Genomic DNA, 15,784 nt, shown 5'->3' on the forward strand with positions numbered 1-15,784 from the left:
ATATTGTGGGTTACTGTCGCACACGTGCACGAAAATATTACCGGAACTTGCGTACCATACTGGCGGACTGAAACGCTTTAGGTCGCCCTCGCGTGGTATCGGATATGGAACAGGTGTTCGCACCGTGGCGCATCGAGTGGATCCGACGCGACGAGGGAAACCCCGACATCGAGGACTGTGTCTTCTGTGAACTGCCCGAGCTGGACGACGACCGGGAGAACCTGATCGTCGCGCGGGGCGAACACGCGTTCGTCATGCTGAACAACTACCCGTATAACCCGGGGCACGTGATGGTGATCCCGCACACCCACACCGGCGACTACACGGCACTCGACGACGACGTCTTACTCGATCACGCCCGGTTGAAACAGCGCACGTTCGACGCGCTCGAGGCCGCCCTCGAGCCGGACGGCTTCAACGCCGGCTTGAACCTCGGTGACGGGGCCGGCGGCTCGATCGACGACCACCTCCACACCCACGTCGTCCCGCGGTGGCAGGGCGACACCAACTTCATGCCCGTCCTCAGTGACACGACCGTGATCGTCGAGGCCCTCGAGGCGACGTACGATCACGTCCACGAGGCCTTCGCCGCCCAAGACGGCGCGACGGTCCCCGACGAGGACAGCGCGGTCGTGTTCGAGTAGCGACCCTGCTCGGCTTCGTCCGGCTGCCGCTGCCGCGATTGCCGGCCCAACCCTTGTGCGAGTCCTCGCCGAACGCCGAACGCGTGTACGTCCTGACTCGTCTCGAGGAACTGATCGCGGCGTACCTCTCCCTGCTCGACAACGTCGCGACCTTTCTGCTGACGTTCGTGCTGGTGTACGCGGTCGGCCGGTTCGCCGTCCGGCCGCTCGTGAGCGCCGCGCTCGACTACCGGGACACCGAACGGACCCTCCAGCAGGGCCTCGAGCGCGTGGTCGCAATCGGCGTGATCACGGCCGCGGTCGTGGTCGGGCTGTCAATCGCCGGCCTCAGTTTCGTCCTCGAGCGCGCGGCGATCCTCGTCGCCGCGCTGACGGTCGCGCTCGGGTTCGCCGCACAGAACGTCGTCGGCAACTTCGTCAGCGGCGCGTTCATCGTCACCGATCCGAGCTTCAACATCGGCGACTGGATCCGCTGGTCGGATCAGGAGGGCGTCATCGAGGACATCAGCTTCCGATCGACGCGGGTCCGCACCTTCGACAACGAGATCATCACGGTGCCGAACTCGGAACTGACCGCGAACGCGGTCACGAACGCCGTCCTCAACGATCGGCTCCGGCTTCGGGTGCCGGTCGCGGTCGGGTACGACGACGATCTCGACGCCGTCGCTCGCATCCTGACCGACGCGGCGGTCGATCACCCGACGGTCCTCGAGCACCCGGAGCCGACCGCCCGGATCGTCGATCTCGAGGACGCGGTCCGGGTCGTCGCCCTCTTCTGGATCGCCGATCCCGACCGCAGCACCTACGGACGCGTCCGCTCGGAGTACGCCCGCGAAATCGTCGATCGCCTCGAGCGCGAGGGGATCGATCTCGGCGCCGCGACGCCGTCGGCGCTCGAGGAATCGATCGGCATCGATCGGGGACCGGCGTCTCGAGCGGGTACGGACGAACCTGGTGACGGGGAGTAGCGGCCACGGAAGCGGACGATGTTCGGGAGTCGACGAGCGTCTGTGTTAGGGCTCACAGTACAGCGGGCGGCCGTTGCACTCGCATTCGATCCGCAGCGGATCGTCGTAGGTCACCGACACGTGATCCATGGCCTGGACGTAATGTGCCGGAGTCCCGGTCCGCGAGCGATCGTTGAGCCGGGAGAGGAGTCCGGCCTCCCGGAGGTTCTCGACTTTTCTGTAGGCCGTCGACTGCGGGAGCTCGACCGCCTCGGCGATCTCGCTGACCGTCGCCGGCTCCTCGGCGTACAGATACACCGCTCGGGCGTCGTCATCGGCGAGCAGATCCACAACGCGGCGGGGATTACACCCCAACTCGCCGTCCTGTCCCAGCCGCGGACACGGGCGCGGGTGATCGGTTCCGTCGCTCATAGACGAAACTACGGGCGGCGTTTACTTTGCTCTCGCCGCCCGTTCCCGCCGACTGGGGATCGGCCCGTACGCCTTCGTTCCGGCCGCTATACCGGCTTCCCGAACGCGTACATCGTCTCGTGGGCCGTCACCTCGAGGTCGACGAAGTCGCCGGGCTCGAGGCCGTAGTCGGTCGCGTTCTGGACGATTATCTGGCGGTAGGCGGAGTCGCGACACTTGACGGAATCCGCGGTGCCCTCCTCGACGACCAGTACGTCCTCGCGAGTTTCGCCGACCATGTCCGCGTAGGCGTCGGCGACGATTTCGCGTTTGACTTCGCTCATCTCCTTCGAGCGCTCCTTCTTGATCGTGCCGCCCAGTCCCTTCATCTCGGCGGCATCGGTACCGGGCCGCTTCGAGAAGCGGGTGACGTTGATCTTCTCCGGGCGGGTCTCGCGGAGCAGCGCCATCGACTGGGCGTGGTCGTGGTCGGTCTCGGTCGGGAAGCCGACGATGAAGTCCGTCGACAGCGTCCAGTAGTCCAGCCGTTCGTCGAAGGTCTCGACGACCTCGAGGTACTCCTCGACCTGATGTTGGCGGCGCATGTCGCCGAGCACGTCGTCGCTTCCCGATTGGACCGGCGCGTGCAGGAAGTCGTAGAGTTCCTCGTGTTCCGCGAAGACGTCGGCCAACTCCTCGCGGATGCCGTGGACGCCCTTCGGGTTGGCCATCCCCACCCGCACGCGAAAGTCGCCCTCGATCTCGCAGATTTCCTCGAGCAGGCGGTGGAGTTTGCGCTCGCCCTCGTCCCAGCCGTAGACGCCGGTGTCCTGGCCGGTGATGCGGATCTCCTTCGCGCCCGCGTGGATCAGCGCGCGGGCCTTCTCGACGTTTTCCTCGATCGACGGCGAGTCGATCTTGCCGGTGGCCTGCTTGGTGATGCAGTACGAGCAGTCGGACATACAGCCCCGCGCGATCGGGAGGATGCCGACGACGCCGTCGAGGATCGGCTCGGCGTCGGGTGTCGTCGTCGGACACTCGCCGTTGGTGACCGCTTCGGGCACCTCGTCCCAGTGGAGGACCTGCCCGTCGACGTCGGCCCGCGCGAACTCCTCGCCCTGGGCCAGCGCCATACAGCCCGTGATGAAGAGATCGGCCGTCTCGTCGGCCAGTTCCTCGGCCCGCCGGAGCATGTTCCGCTCGGTCTTCTCGACGACGGTACAGGTGTTGAGGATGGCGACGTCCGCCTCCTCGGCCCCGTCGACCCGGTAGTGACCCGCATCGCGGAGCCGTCGCTCGATCTCACGGCTCTCCCCGCGATTCGATGTACAGCCGTACGTTTCGATGTGATACCGGGCCATTCGCTTGGACCGTTCTCGGGGCTGGCGAATCAAAAGCGCGACGGATCGCGGGCGGGATGAGCGCGGCCGCGACGGTCCGGTGTCTTCGTCGCCTCGATCACCGCTTGTCGGCGTCGGCCCTGCCCGCAGTCCCGTCTCCGGTCTCAGTTTCAGCGTCGTCGGCCAGTGCCTTGAGCGCCACTTCGCCCACGAAAAGGGAGCGACGGCCGGTCGGCTCCTGTGCGATGAGCACGCCGGCCGAAAAGTCAGGGTTTCCGTCCTCGTCGTAGATCCCGTCGGGACTCGTGCCGATCCGAACCGACTCGCGGACCCGCAACATCGCCTCCCGGACCGCGTCGTCCCGGTCGGCCGCCGCGCTGACGTCCAGCCGGTCGACCGACTCCTTGCGGTCCGATAGCCGCTCGAGGACGGCGTCGACGTGTGCCGGGGCGGTCTCGCCGTCGTAAATGTAGCTTCGAACGCGCATGATTCTACGAATCAGTCGGGTTCGAACGCGACGGGGCTCGAGCGAGTCGGCCGCCCCTCATCAGAGCGGAACCGAGAGCAGCCGTACGAGCACGAGCACCATCGCGATCGCCCCCAAGACGACGAACAGCGCGTTCTCGAGGTCCGGATCGCCGGACTCGATCGGCGTCGAACTGGCTTCGGGCGCGTATTCGTCGTCGTCCGTCGCCGCTTCGTCGTCCGACTCGTCGCTCGAGCCGGAGAGGTCCAGCGGGATCCGATCCCATTCGTCGCCGCTCGAGTCGGTCTCGCTCGTCGGTCCGGCGCCCGGGTCCGTCGCCGACGGCTCGCCCCATCGGTCGGTGTCGTCGTCTCCGGACGGATCGTCTGCCATACGCCATCCTAACGGGTCCGCCGTCAAAAACCCGCGGTCCGATCGCGGGTGCCGTCGGGACTGCTTCAGCGTCGCACGGTGCGGTCGCTGATATCGCCGCCGTAGACGACGCCGCGTTCGGCGTCGACCGTGACGACCTCGCCGGCCGCGATGTCCGTGCCGTCCGCGTCGCTGATCATCGGAATCCCCAACTCGCGTGCGACCAGCGCCGGGTAGCCGGTCATCCCCCGCTCGGCGTTGATGATGCCGCCGATGCGGCTCGTATCGCCGGAAAACTCCTCGTCGAAATCGGCGGGCAGGGCGAGGATCGCCCCCTCAGGGATCTCCGAGAGGTCGCCGTCGGTGACGTGGACGACCGGCCCGGTCGCCCGCCCCTCGACGACGACCTGTCCGGTCGTCAGCGCGTCGGCGGCGACGTGGACCTTCAGCATGTTCGTCGTGTTCGCCCCCTCGAGGTCGGTCATCATCCCGCAGAGGACGACCACGGTGTCCCCGCTCTCGGCGATCCCGGCGTCGAGGGCGGCCTGGACGGCCTTCTCGACGACGGCGTCGGCCCCCTGATCCGAGACGGGTGCGTACAGCGGCGTCACGCCCCACGTCAACGCGAGCTGGCGACGCACCGCCTGACTCGGCGTCGAGCCGACGACCGGCACGCCGGGGCGGTACTTCGCTGTCTTCAGCGCCGTGTAGCCGGATTCGGTCGCGGCGACGACCGCGTCCGCGCCGATGTCCCGCGCGAGGAACCGCGCCGACCGGGCCAGCGCGTCCGTCCGCGCCTCGCCCGACGCCGGGACGCGCTGCTCGAGCAACTCGGCGTACTCCTCGGAGCCCTCGACCTCGCGGATGATGCTGTCCATCGCGTCGACGACGGCGATGGGGTGGTCGCCGACCGCGGTCTCGGCCGACAGCATGACCGCGTCGGTGCCGTCGAGGACGGCGTTTGCCACGTCGGAGGCCTCCGCGCGCGTCGGCCGGCGGGCGTGGACCATCGAGTCGAGCATCTCCGTCGCCGTGATGACCGGCCGCCCGGCCTCGCGGCACTTGCGGATGATCCGCTTTTGGATCATCGGGACGTCTTCCATCGGACACTCCACGCCGAGGTCGCCGCGGGCCACCATCACGCCGTAGGCGGCGTCGATGATCTCGTCTAAGTTCTCCACCGCGCCGGCGCGTTCGATCTTCGCGATGATCGGGATGTCCGCGCCCGCCTCTTCCAAGACCTCGCCGACCTCGTAGACGTCATCCGCGTCCCGGACGAAGCTCGCCGCGACGAAGTCGACTTCCTTCTCGGCGGCCAGCTCGAGGTCCCTGCGATCCTTCTCCGTGACGACGTCGAGATCGAGTTCGACGCCGGGGACGTTGACGCCCTTGCGGCCGCCCAGTTCGCCGCCGGTGTCGACCCGCGCCCGAACCGCGTCGCCGTCGTGTTCGAGGACGGTCGTCTCGATCAGGCCGTCGTCGAGCAGAATTCGGTCCCCGGGTTCGACCGCAGTGATCGCCACCGAGAGGCCGACCGTTTCCGGCGTCGACTCCTCGCCCTCGACGAACCGGATTTCCGAGCCCGTCTCGAGACTCACCGTCTCGCCCTCGGGCAGCGGCGCGGTCCGGATCTCCGGCCCCTTCGTGTCGAGCATGATCGCGACGGGTTCGGCCCGCTCCTCGTCGACCGCGCGGACGCGATCGATCAACGCCGCGCGATCCGACGGACTGCCGTGGCTCGCGTTCAGTCGTGCGACGGACATCCCGGCCGCGGCGAGCTCCCGGATCGTCTCCCGGTCGTTCGTCGCCGGCCCCAGCGTACTGACTATTTTCGCGTTTCTCATGGCGGGAGATAGCGTCAGCACGCCCTAAAAGATGGTCACTTACTCGCCCTCGAGTACGCATTCGACGCCGTCCGCGGCGAGACGGCTGTCCGCGCCTCGGCGCTCGAGTCAGTCCGCCGGGCGGCGATCCGTCGGTCGCTCGAGCAGGCGGGTCACGCGCTCGCCGCTGACGACTTCGGGGATGATCACCTCGTCGGCACCGGCCTCCCGCGCGACCGGTTCGTACATCTCCTCGCCGACGCGGACGATGATTTCGGGCGTCGACGTCGCCGTGCCGCTGACGATCGCGATCTGGATGTTGACGTTCGAGTCGTCGATCGCAGCGACGAGTTTCGTCGCTCGGTCGACCCCGGCCGACCGCAGTACCCGCTCGCGTCTGGCGTCGCCCTCGACGAGCAGATGCCCGTCCTCGCGGGCGCGGGTCGCGTTTTCTTCGTCGATTTCGATGACGACCACCTGCCGGTCCGCCTCGGCGAGCCGGTTGGCGATCGTCCGTCCGAACATCCCGTAGCCACAGACGATGACGTGATCGTCGCTGTTGTCGATTCGTCGTTGCATCGTTGCTCGTGATACCTCCGCGGAGATCCGTCCCCCGAACAGTTCGGTGACGACCGTTTCGCCGATCCACAGCCCCGAGACGACGAGCCCGACCGTCACCAACACGGCGTAGGCCTTGGTCGCCCGTTCCGGACCCGCGCGGTCCTGAAAGTGGAGATCGATGCTCGTCAGATCGACCAGCCAGAACGCCGCCTCCACGGGGCCGACGTTCCCGAGCGCCGCGAGGCCCGCGATCCCCGCGACGACGATCGCGACGAACGTACCGATCGGCGCGACCGCGTGGCGCAAAATCGGCCGATCGTCGACGTGTGAAACGCTATCGGGGAACACAGACGAATAGCATCTCCCTGACTACAAATATCTATTTGGAGTTGTTTTTAATGCACATTCGGGTGTTTGCGATCGGGATTAGTGCCTTTATGGAGTTCAATAGGCGGAAAATCGTTCGAACAATCCGAAAGCTGTTCTCGGCCGCGAGAGACGACCCGTTACTTGATCTTCTCGCCGAGGGACGCGTCGCCGTGGGTCGTCAGCAGGTCCGCCTCCTCGCCGGCCGCGAGGATCATGCCGTTCGACTCGACGCCGAACAGTTCCGCGGGCTCCATGTTCGCCAGCAGCACGCACTTCGTCCCCGGCAGTTCGTCGAGGTCGTGGAGTTGCTTGATTCCCGCGACCACCTGCCGCGTCTCGAAGCCGATATCGACCTCGAGCTTCGCGAGATCGTCCGCGCCCTCGATTCCCTCGGCCGATTCGATCCGGCCGACGCGAATGTCCAGTTCCTGAAAGTCCTCGAATCCGATCCGGTCCTCGAGCAGCGGCTCGAGGTCGTCCGTCTCTGCCATGTTCTCGGATTCGCTCGCGGCGGTGTCGTCGCTTTCGGTTTCCGCGTCGCCGTCGTCGGATTCCTCCCCGTCGTCCGAGGCGGCCGCGACCCGTTCCTCGAGCTTTTCGGTGAGTTCGTCGACCCGGTCGTCCTCGATCTTGCCGAAGAGTTCGCCGGGTTCGTCGAAGTTCCGCGGCGGGGCCTCGAGCGCGTCCTCGAGGTGGGCGTCGGCGATCGCGCCGTCCTCGCCGAGTTGCTCCCACAGGTCCTGGGCCTTGTCGGGGGCGATCGGCTCGAGCAGGACGCCGACGGCCTTCGCGATCTGGACGCAGTCGCGGATGACCTGCGCGGCTTCCTCGGGTTCCTCGTCGGTGAGCTTCCACGGCTCGTTGCGCTGGATGTACTCGTTGCCGAACTGCGCGAGCTGCGTCGCGGCCTGTCCGACCCCGCGCATGGAGTAGTCGTTGACGTTCTCGCGAACGTCGCCGATGGCTCCCTCGATGCGCTCCTCGACTTCCGCGGAGACGTCCGTGTCGGGCGTGCCCTCGTAGTTGCGGTAGGCAAAGAGCAGCGAGCGGTACCAGAAGTTGCCGACGGTACCGACGAGTTCGCCGTTGACCTTCTCCTGGAAGGCGTCCCACGAGAAGTCGACGTCCTGCTGGAGGCCGCCCGTCGTGGTCAGGTAGTACCGCAGCAGATCGGGGTGGAAGCCTTCGTCCAAGTACTCCTTGGCCCAGATCGCGCGGTTGCGGCTGGTCGAGAGTCCCTTGCCGTTGATCGTGATGAACCCGGTCGCGGCGATTCCGCGGGGCTTGTTGTAGCCCGCGCCCTCGAGCATGGCGGGCCAGAAGATCGTGTGGTGCTGGATGATGTCCCGGCCGATGACGTGCATGATCTCGCCGTCGCCTTTCCAGACCTGCTCCCAGTCGTACTCGTCGGTCCCGACGCGCTCGGAGTACTGCTTCGTACTCGCGATGTACTCGATCGGCGCGTCGACCCAGACGTAGAGGACGAGGTCGTCCCCGTCTCCGTCTTCGCCGGGGTAGTCGATCCCCCAGTCCATGTCCCGCGTGATACACCAGTCCTGCAGGCCGTCTTCGATCCACTGACGCGGCTGGTTGCGCGCGTTCGAGGTTCCCTCGAGGCCGTCGAGGAACTCGGTCAGGAAGTCGGCGAACTCCGAGACCTCGAAGAACTTGTGGGTCCGCTCGCGGTACTCCGCGGGGTTGCCCGTGATCGTGCTCGTCGGGTCCTCGACCTCGCCGGGCTCTAAGTGGCGCTGACAGCCCTCGTCGCACTCGTCGCCGCGGGCTTTCTCGCCGCAGTAAGGACAGGTGCCCTCGACGTAGCGGTCCGGAAGATACTGGTCGGCGTCGGGGTCGTAGGCGACCTGAATCTCTTTCTCGTAGATGTAGCCCTCGTCGTCCAGTTTCCGGACGATCTCTTGGGTCAACTCGGTGTTCGTCTCGTCGTGCGTGTGGCCGTAGTTGTCGAAGTCGACGTTGAACTTGGGGAACGTCTCCTCGTACTGCTCGTGCCAGTCCAGGGCGAAGTCCGCGGGATCGACGCCCTGCTGTTCGGCGTTGACGGCGACCGGGGTGCCGTGCATGTCAGACCCGCAGACGTAGGCGGTTTCCTGGCCGAGCGTCTGGAGCGCGCGGTTGAACGCGTCTGCGCCGATATAGCCCCGCAGGTGACCGATGTGGAGGTCCCCGTTCGCGTAGGGAAGCCCGCAGGTCACGACGGCGGGATTGTCCGTCGGAAAGTCGTCGTTGTGCGTGCTCATATACGTGTGCTGTCGGTGGCGGGCGTAAAACCCGCCGGTTTCGATCGCGGGTCGGTTAGTTCGGTATCGACTGATCGGGGTCGAACGATACGCGTGGCTGCTGTATCGGATCGTTCGCGTCCGGGTTTCGACGCCGCGAACAAGACCGTATGACCGGTTGCGTTGCGACGCGTTCCCCCGTGACAGCGCCGCCGCTACATCCATACACGCATACCGCGGGGCATGCGAACGCGAGAATCAACGGAGGCGACAGCGCGCGTCGGCATACTCACATTCGGCTACTCGTTCCGGTGGGATAACTGTTGACGACCGTCGCCGAACGCAACGTCACCCCTTTCGAGCGGTCGAATCGACGCGCCAGACGTCGCGTAGATAGCCGGCCCGGCCACCGATCAAGAGGAAGACGCCGACGAGGCCGAAGACGAGCGTGCCCGCGGCGCCGACCCATGCGAGCCAGCCAAGCGCCTCCCACACGCGCCCGCCGTACAGCCGCCAGATCGACACCGGAGGGCAGGAAGCCGGCGGCCATCGCGGCGACGACGAGTCGTTCGAGATCGAACAGCAGCGCCGATGCCGCTAGCAGCGCGAGCCGACGAGCACGGCCGCGTCGATCCGATCCATCGCCATGCGAAGGGCTCGAGCGGCGAGTGTGAAACGGGTATCGATACGTGGTGATATAGTGATGGCCGGCGAATGGATCGGACTAACCTCGCCACATATATCAACTACTCAAACATTTTTGTACAGTAGTGAGAAACGATGATCGAATTGATCGGAGAGATGTTCCCGCTCGTGGATCTGGTAATCTTCCTCTCTGGCCTCGGTTTTCTCGTCATCGTCAAATCGCATCGTCGTCCAACTAGCAGTTGGAAGTACGTCGTCGCAGCGGTTCTCTGCTGGGTGGGTTTTTACCTCGTTCTAGGTTTGTACGACGGTTTCGTTCCGTCTCGAATCGGACAATCGATCGCGTTTCTTCTCCTGCTTGGCCTTCTGTACTGTTACATCGTCGAATTCATCGCCGTGTACAGGGACTTGGCTGGCTGAGAATCGTCTCGAGTCGCCGCTACGTCCGATCGAACGGGACAGCATCGACCGTCAGTCGTCGCTCGCGACGGGGACGCTCGCGCGCACCTCGAGCCGGTCGAGATCCCCGATGAACGAGGCCAGCATCTCGCGGGTGACGTGGGGCATACAGACCACGCGCAGTTCGTCAGTGGCAGTTCTCGAAATGCGCCATCCCTTGGCCCGCAGCGCGTCGAAGGTCGATCGGGGGACGTCGGCCGCCACCAGCGGCAGCGTCGGGTCGGCGACCTCGTAGCCCCGTTTCTCGAGGGCGTCGGCCAACCACTCAGCGTTGTTCTGCGACCGGGCGTACTGTCGGCGGTAGCCGTCGGGCCACAGCTCTTCCATCGCGGCGACGGCGCTTGCGACGCCAGCCCCCGAACGGGTTCCGGTCAGCGTCGCCTGCGAGGTCGACTCGAGGTAGGGCGTGTCGACGGCGAGTTCATCCAGCAGGGCCGAATCGCGGACGAGCAGCCCGCCAGCGGGCACCGCGGCCTGTCCCATTTTGTGGGGATCGATTGCCATCGTGTCGACCGCGGCGTGGGCGAAGTTCCACTCGTAGTCCGTAAAGGGGAGGACGAAGCCGCCCCACGCGGCGTCGACGTGGCACATCGCGTCGGCCGAGTGGGCGATCTCGGCGAGGTCCGGAATCGGGTCGACCCGGCCGTACTCGGTGGTCCCCGCGACGCCGATCACCAGCGCGGTGTCGTCGTCGACGGCGGCGCGGACGGCCGAGAGATCGGCCCGTTGCCGGTCGTCTGTCGGGACGATCCGAAGGTCGACGCCGAGCAGGTCGGCGGCCTTCTGGAAACTGAAGTGGCCCGATTCGGGCATGACGACGTTCGGCGTCCGACTCTCGGCCCGCTCGCGGGCGATCCGGACGGCCTGAATATTCGCCTCGGTGCCGCCGCTCGTGATGTAGCCCGCCGGATCGTCCAGCCCCGCGATCTCGCTCAGCAGCGCGATCGCGTCGTCCTCGAGGGCTGAAACGTTCGGATAGGTACCGGGATCGCCGGGGTTCGTCGCGAGAAACCGTTCGGCCGCGTCGCGCGCCGCCGGGTGGGGTTCCGTACACATCGAGGAGAGGACCCGGTCGAACGCTTGCGGCTCGATTTGCATATCACGTATGTACTCGGTCGTCGGTTTATTTGTTGCGTTCGGCGACGTTTCCGCGGCCGTTCGCTGCTCTCGCCCGATCTCCCCCAGCTCTCGTCCGATCGATCGGAACCGCCGCTGTCTCCCCGCCCGCATTCGTGACCCCGAGAGCGGGTGCTGTCCGCGCTGGACTCGCCGTCTGTATGGGCAATGTTGATAACACGCCGACCGAAACCACCGGCAATGATTTCGACAGCGTCTCGAGCCGTCGAACACGGGGCCACCGTCGTCGGTGTCCTCTCCCTGCTGCTGTTCGGGTTCACACAGGGACGGGAAATCCAGCAGTACACCCTCGACTTGCTCGTGGTGACCGTGCGGGTGGTGTTCCTCGACGCGCTGTCGTCGATGGCCGTCTTCACGTGCTTCGTCGCGATCACCGGATTGCTGCTGGTCCGCGAGGTGTGGACCTCTCGGGACGTCATCGATCCGGTGACCGACGGCCCGCGGCTGACGGCCGTCGTGCCGGTCTACCGCGACCACGCGGTGATGGACGAAAGCGTCGAGAGCCTCTGTGAAAGCGCCTACGAGAACCTCGAGGTCGTCATCGTCGCCGAGCCGAACGACGACGCGACCCTCGAGCGGGCCCGCGAACTCGCGAGCGCTCACGAGCGGGTCGAGTGTCTGATCAACGGGAACCCCGGCTCGAAGGCGGGCGCGATCAATGACGCCGTTCGCCAGACCGACGCCGAACATATCGCGGTCTTCGACGCCGACGAGCGGGTTTCACCCGAGTTCCTGCCGCGAGCGATGGGCGGGATACTCGACGGCGCAGACGTCTTTCAGGGCCGCCGGATCCCGCGGCCCACCGGTGTCATCGAGACGGTCGCGTACTGTGAGCGGGTGGTCTTTCACGCGAGCTACAAGCTGGTCGAACTCTCCGGGTTCGCGAACTGCCGGAGTTCCTCGACGGTCCTCACCCGCGAGGCGTTCGAGCGCGTCGACGGCTACGACGACATGCTCACCGAGGACCTCGACTTCGCCCACGCCTGCTATCGCGAGAGCCTCGACGTGCGACAGGCCCGCCAGTGTACGAACACGATGGAGGCCCCCCACAGCCTGCGGGACCTCTGGGGCCAGCGAAAGCGCTGGCGCGTCGGCCAGATCGAAGTCCTCCACGCGACGCTGCTCGAGGCCCTGCACGGGCAGGTCGATCGCCGCGGCGTCATCTCGATCGGTCGGATGTGCTCGAGCCTGCTCGGGAGCCTGTTCACGCTCGCGCTCACCTCGAAGCTCCTGCTGTTGCTCGTTCTGGACGTCGAATCGGCGTTCCTGATCCTCGCATCGGTCCTCATCGCGACCGTCGGCCTCGTCGCGTGGCGCGACACCAGCGACGGCCGAATCGACGGCCTCCGCTGGAGCGTCGCCTTCGCGCCGCTGCTCTACCCCGCCTTCGGCGTGCTCACCCTCAAATCGCTGCTCGAGTACGGCCTCTCGTGGGACGGGACGTGGTACCACGTCGAGAAAAGCGGCTCCTGACGGCGGTGTTTTGCGACGAGTCGGCTGTTCGACGAGTCGTGCGTTTGTCTTGGCTCGAGTAACGGCCCGCTCGACGATCCACGGCGGGGTGGGACTGAAAGGGGCTGCTTCGCTGAGCGGACCACAGCGTCCGCGATGCTCGGGAGAGTCGTGCTCTCCCGTTGCTCGATCCCGCCCGGGCGACGCAAGGACCGCAGTGAGTGACCGACGGGAACGATCGAGGACCGCAGCGAGCCCCGGCGCGGTCGAGCGAAGCAGGGGCTTTCGAGTTGTTGTCGAACACGCATTCACGCGATTGAACAGAATTCTGTTCTCAGTTAGAGCGAAAGCGTGCCTTCAAGTCCGACGCCGCGCAACGCCAACGCATGAACCCAGGCGACCGCGTCCGCGTCGATCGCGCGGACCGCACCTACGAAGGCGTGTTGCTCCCTTCGAGCACGGACGACCACCTCGTGGTGAAACTCGAGGGCGGCTACAACGTCGGCGTCGATCGGGAGGGAGCCGACGTGGAGGTCCTCGCGGAGGACGTCTACCGGATCGACGGCACCGATGCGACGGGAGAGGACGCCGGCTCGGAGATCGAGTTCGACGACGATCTGCCGACGATTTCGCTGATCTCGACCGGCGGGACGATCGCCTCGACGGTCGACTACCGCACCGGCGCGGTGACGGCCCAGTTCGACGCCGAGGACGTGCTCCGCGCCGTGCCCGACCTCGCGGGGCGGGCGAACTACCGCGGCCGCGTCGTCGCCAACATCCTCTCCGAGAACATGGAGCCGCCGCTCTGGCGGGACCTCGCCGACGCGGTGGCCGAGGAGATCGAGGCCGGTGCCGACGGCGTCGTCGTCATGCACGGCACCGACACGATGCAGTACTCCGCCTCCGCGCTCTCCTTCATGCTCGAGACGCCGGTACCGATCGTCTTCACCGGCTCGCAGCGCTCGGCGGACCGGCCGTCGTCGGACAACGTGATGAACGCCGTCTCGGCCGTCGAGGCCGCCAAGAGCGACTGCGCGGAGGTACTGGTCTGTATGCACGCCTCCGAATCCGACGACGACTGTGCGCTCCACCGCGGGACCCGTGTGCGGAAGAACCACACCTCCCGCCGGGACGCGTTCGAGACCGTCGGCGCGGAGCCGCTGGGCGAGGTCGACTACGAGACCGAGGAAGTCAGCTTCCGCCGCGACTACCAGCAGCGAGACGAAACCGACCTCGAGCTCACCGTCGACCTCGAGAGCGACGTCGAACTCCTCAAATTCACGCCCGGGATGGACCCCGCGTTCCTCGACGTCGCCGAGGGGAGCGAGGGGCTGATCCTCGAGGGCACCGGACTCGGCCACGTCCACACCGATCTGATCCCCCGCATCGAGGAACTGATCGAGGACGGGACGACGGTCGTCATGACCAGCCAGTGTCTCGAGGGCCGTGTCTGTGATCGGGTCTACGACACCGGTCGGGACCTGCTCGAGGCCGGCGTGCTCGAGGGCGGCGACACGCTGCCGGGAACGGCGAAGGTGAAGCTGATGTGGGCGCTCGCAAACAGCGAAGATGTCGAAGAGGCGATGGGGACCTCGCTGGCCGGCGAGATTCAAGAACGGTCGGTTCCGTGGGAGTGACGGCGGACTCGAGACGGACCTGGTAGAGAGTTACAGACCGACTTTTCTGCGTCAATCTCAAGCATATCATAGAACGGTTTACATACCACTCTGTGGCTACCGACGAACGGTAAGTACAGGCGAAGGCGTTACCGGAGCAGCTACCCACATCTCGGCTGAATATCAGAAAGGACCTACTGAATAAGGCCCAGAGAATCTATTCAGCAAAAGATAGAATTCCTGTCAAATACACCTCTAAGCAGAAGCAGAACGATCTGGCTATTATCTTCTCAATCCACAAGTTTATACCGGAACTCAATGTAGAGTGTCAGACTCATCTCTGCAGAAAACAATCAAATAGTCAGAAATATTGGTTAGGTGTTTATATACTCAGGGAGGGTCCTGTACCTTGGTCAATATGACCCGAATAGACGTTGGAGAAGGAGTAGAACTGTTCGTTCAGGACTGGGGATCAGGTAATCCGCTCGTGTTTATTCATGGGTGGCCACTGAGCCACAGGATGTTCGAATATCAGTACATCCAACTCCCGAGGGAGGGCGTACGGTGTATCGGTATCGATCTCCGTGGCTACGGACAGTCCAGTAAACCCTGGAGTGAATACGATTTCGACACGTTCGCTGACGATCTCAAGACGGTTCTCGACGAACTTGATGTCGATGACGTAACACTTGCGGGCTTTTCGATGGGTGGAGGAGTCGTCACCCGGTATATGAGTCGGCATAACGAAGAACACGTGTCAAAACTGGCGCTGCTTGGTGCTGCGAGCCCCGTTCTGACCAAGAAATCCGACTTTCCGGAAGGCGTCGATGAAGCCGCGTTCATGGACCTTGCCGAGGGATGCTATGAGGACCGGGCGAAAGTAAGCAGTGACTTCGGTGATTCGTTGTTTCACTCCGCCCCGAGTCCCGAGCTAAAAGATTGGCTCTGGAACATGAGCATGGAATCGTCGCCGCAGGCCATGGCCGACTCGATCGAAGCGGTCGCGAAGATGGATCTTCGTTCCGACCTCGCAGACATCTCTGTTCCGACGCTCATCTGTCACGGTGTCCACGATCAGGCCTGTCCGTTCGAGCTGACGGCGGAGAAGCTCCACGACGGAATTGAAAACACGGAGCTCGTTCCCTTCGAGGAGAGTAGTCATGCACTCTTCTACGAGGAAAAAGAGAAACTCAACCAAGAACTGACTGAATTCTGCAAATAGCTCTAAATAAACGATGGAGCTGACAGAATCAGCCTCGTCATATTTCATCACCAACGTAAACCTACCAATCCACCGGAAACAGG

General features: G+C 65.1%; 15 protein-coding genes. 6 read left to right on the forward strand and 9 right to left on the reverse strand.

Going from position 1 to position 15,784, the window contains the following annotated elements; genetic code table 11:
* The first annotated feature begins 104 nt into the window (after positions 1-104).
* Complete coding sequence (locus ACT4ML_RS05430; RefSeq protein ID WP_444719947.1) at positions 105-644, forward strand: HIT family protein; 540 nt, start codon at positions 105-107, stop codon at positions 642-644.
* Positions 645-727: 83 nt separating this feature from the next.
* Positions 728-1,612, forward strand: coding sequence for a mechanosensitive ion channel family protein (locus tag ACT4ML_RS05435; protein ID WP_444719948.1), 885 nt, complete (start codon positions 728-730; stop codon positions 1,610-1,612).
* A 45-nt stretch (positions 1,613-1,657) separates the two neighbouring features.
* Here the strand turns inward: ACT4ML_RS05435 and ACT4ML_RS05440 are convergent, their stop codons facing one another.
* The 8 genes from ACT4ML_RS05440 to ACT4ML_RS05475 form a co-directional block, all read right to left on the reverse strand.
* Positions 1,658-2,023 (reverse strand): helix-turn-helix domain-containing protein, encoded by a 366-nt coding sequence (locus ACT4ML_RS05440; protein ID WP_444719949.1) that lies wholly within the window; start codon positions 2,021-2,023, stop codon positions 1,658-1,660.
* An 86-nt stretch (positions 2,024-2,109) separates the two neighbouring features.
* Positions 2,110-3,363, reverse strand: coding sequence for a tRNA (N(6)-L-threonylcarbamoyladenosine(37)-C(2))-methylthiotransferase (locus ACT4ML_RS05445; protein ID WP_444719950.1), 1,254 nt, complete (start codon positions 3,361-3,363; stop codon positions 2,110-2,112).
* A 97-nt stretch (positions 3,364-3,460) separates the two neighbouring features.
* On the reverse strand, positions 3,461-3,829 hold the full coding sequence (locus ACT4ML_RS05450) for a hypothetical protein (protein ID WP_444719951.1): 369 nt from the start codon (positions 3,827-3,829) through the stop codon (positions 3,461-3,463).
* 60 nt (positions 3,830-3,889) lie between these two features.
* Positions 3,890-4,201, reverse strand: a complete 312-nt coding sequence (locus tag ACT4ML_RS05455) for a DUF7312 domain-containing protein (protein WP_444719952.1) — start codon at positions 4,199-4,201, stop codon at positions 3,890-3,892.
* Between the two features lie 65 nt (positions 4,202-4,266).
* Complete coding sequence (pyk, locus tag ACT4ML_RS05460; RefSeq protein ID WP_138246241.1) at positions 4,267-6,024, reverse strand: pyruvate kinase; 1,758 nt, start codon at positions 6,022-6,024, stop codon at positions 4,267-4,269.
* Positions 6,025-6,132: 108 nt separating this feature from the next.
* Positions 6,133-6,912 (reverse strand): potassium channel family protein, encoded by a 780-nt coding sequence (locus ACT4ML_RS05465; protein ID WP_229504731.1) that lies wholly within the window; start codon positions 6,910-6,912, stop codon positions 6,133-6,135.
* Between the two features lie 158 nt (positions 6,913-7,070).
* Positions 7,071-9,191 (reverse strand): methionine--tRNA ligase, encoded by a 2,121-nt coding sequence (metG, locus tag ACT4ML_RS05470; RefSeq protein WP_444719953.1) that lies wholly within the window; start codon positions 9,189-9,191, stop codon positions 7,071-7,073.
* Between the two features lie 327 nt (positions 9,192-9,518).
* Positions 9,519-9,695: a hypothetical protein gene (locus ACT4ML_RS05475; protein WP_444719954.1), complete on the reverse strand. Its 177-nt coding sequence runs from the start codon at positions 9,693-9,695 to the stop codon at positions 9,519-9,521.
* Positions 9,696-9,950: 255 nt separating this feature from the next.
* Here ACT4ML_RS05475 and ACT4ML_RS05480 point away from each other — a divergent pair, with 255 nt between their 5' ends.
* The gene (locus ACT4ML_RS05480) at positions 9,951-10,235 is read left to right on the forward strand and encodes a hypothetical protein (RefSeq protein WP_444719955.1); all 285 of its coding nucleotides are present in this window, start codon (positions 9,951-9,953) and stop codon (positions 10,233-10,235) included.
* Positions 10,236-10,286: 51 nt separating this feature from the next.
* On the opposite strand, the gene mfnA is transcribed toward ACT4ML_RS05480, so the two are convergent.
* On the reverse strand, positions 10,287-11,504 hold the full coding sequence (mfnA, locus tag ACT4ML_RS05485; RefSeq protein ID WP_444719956.1) for a tyrosine decarboxylase MfnA: 1,218 nt from the start codon (positions 11,502-11,504) through the stop codon (positions 10,287-10,289).
* Positions 11,505-11,591: 87 nt separating this feature from the next.
* Between mfnA and ACT4ML_RS05490 the strand changes: the two genes are divergently transcribed.
* The 3 genes from ACT4ML_RS05490 (at position 11,592) to ACT4ML_RS05500 (ending at position 15,701) form a co-directional block, all read left to right on the forward strand.
* On the forward strand, positions 11,592-12,884 hold the full coding sequence (locus ACT4ML_RS05490) for a glycosyltransferase (RefSeq protein WP_444719957.1): 1,293 nt from the start codon (positions 11,592-11,594) through the stop codon (positions 12,882-12,884).
* A 365-nt stretch (positions 12,885-13,249) separates the two neighbouring features.
* Positions 13,250-14,500 (forward strand): Glu-tRNA(Gln) amidotransferase subunit GatD, encoded by a 1,251-nt coding sequence (gene gatD, locus ACT4ML_RS05495; RefSeq protein WP_444719958.1) that lies wholly within the window; start codon positions 13,250-13,252, stop codon positions 14,498-14,500.
* Between the two features lie 397 nt (positions 14,501-14,897).
* A complete protein-coding gene (locus ACT4ML_RS05500) occupies positions 14,898-15,701 on the forward strand; it encodes an alpha/beta fold hydrolase (RefSeq protein ID WP_444719959.1) in 804 nt (267 codons plus the stop codon).
* Positions 15,702-15,784: the final 83 nt, after the last annotated feature.

It is taken from the genome of Natrinema sp. LN54 (genome assembly GCF_052439245.1).
Classification (GTDB): domain Archaea; phylum Halobacteriota; class Halobacteria; order Halobacteriales; family Natrialbaceae; genus Natrinema; species Natrinema versiforme_A.

What these genes read in the sequence shown, in the direction of transcription:
- ACT4ML_RS05445 (WP_444719950.1), bottom strand. Translation starts at nt 3,363, where the DNA reads ATGGCCCGGTATCACATCGAAACGTACGGCTGTACATCGAATCGCGGG.
- gatD (WP_444719958.1), top strand. Translation starts at nt 13,250, where the DNA reads ATGAACCCAGGCGACCGCGTCCGCGTCGATCGCGCGGACCGCACCTAC.
- pyk (WP_138246241.1), bottom strand. Translation starts at nt 6,024, where the DNA reads ATGAGAAACGCGAAAATAGTCAGTACGCTGGGGCCGGCGACGAACGAC.
- ACT4ML_RS05440 (WP_444719949.1), bottom strand. Translation starts at nt 2,023, where the DNA reads ATGAGCGACGGAACCGATCACCCGCGCCCGTGTCCGCGGCTGGGACAG.
- ACT4ML_RS05455 (WP_444719952.1), bottom strand. Translation starts at nt 4,201, where the DNA reads ATGGCAGACGATCCGTCCGGAGACGACGACACCGACCGATGGGGCGAG.
- ACT4ML_RS05490 (WP_444719957.1), top strand. Translation starts at nt 11,592, where the DNA reads ATGATTTCGACAGCGTCTCGAGCCGTCGAACACGGGGCCACCGTCGTC.
- ACT4ML_RS05500 (WP_444719959.1), top strand. Translation starts at nt 14,898, where the DNA reads ATGACCCGAATAGACGTTGGAGAAGGAGTAGAACTGTTCGTTCAGGAC.
- metG (WP_444719953.1), bottom strand. Translation starts at nt 9,191, where the DNA reads ATGAGCACGCACAACGACGACTTTCCGACGGACAATCCCGCCGTCGTG.
- mfnA (WP_444719956.1), bottom strand. Translation starts at nt 11,504, where the DNA reads ATGCGGGCGGGGAGACAGCGGCGGTTCCGATCGATCGGACGAGAGCTG.
- ACT4ML_RS05480 (WP_444719955.1), top strand. Translation starts at nt 9,951, where the DNA reads ATGATCGAATTGATCGGAGAGATGTTCCCGCTCGTGGATCTGGTAATC.
- ACT4ML_RS05450 (WP_444719951.1), bottom strand. Translation starts at nt 3,829, where the DNA reads ATGCGCGTTCGAAGCTACATTTACGACGGCGAGACCGCCCCGGCACAC.
- ACT4ML_RS05430 (WP_444719947.1), top strand. Translation starts at nt 105, where the DNA reads ATGGAACAGGTGTTCGCACCGTGGCGCATCGAGTGGATCCGACGCGAC.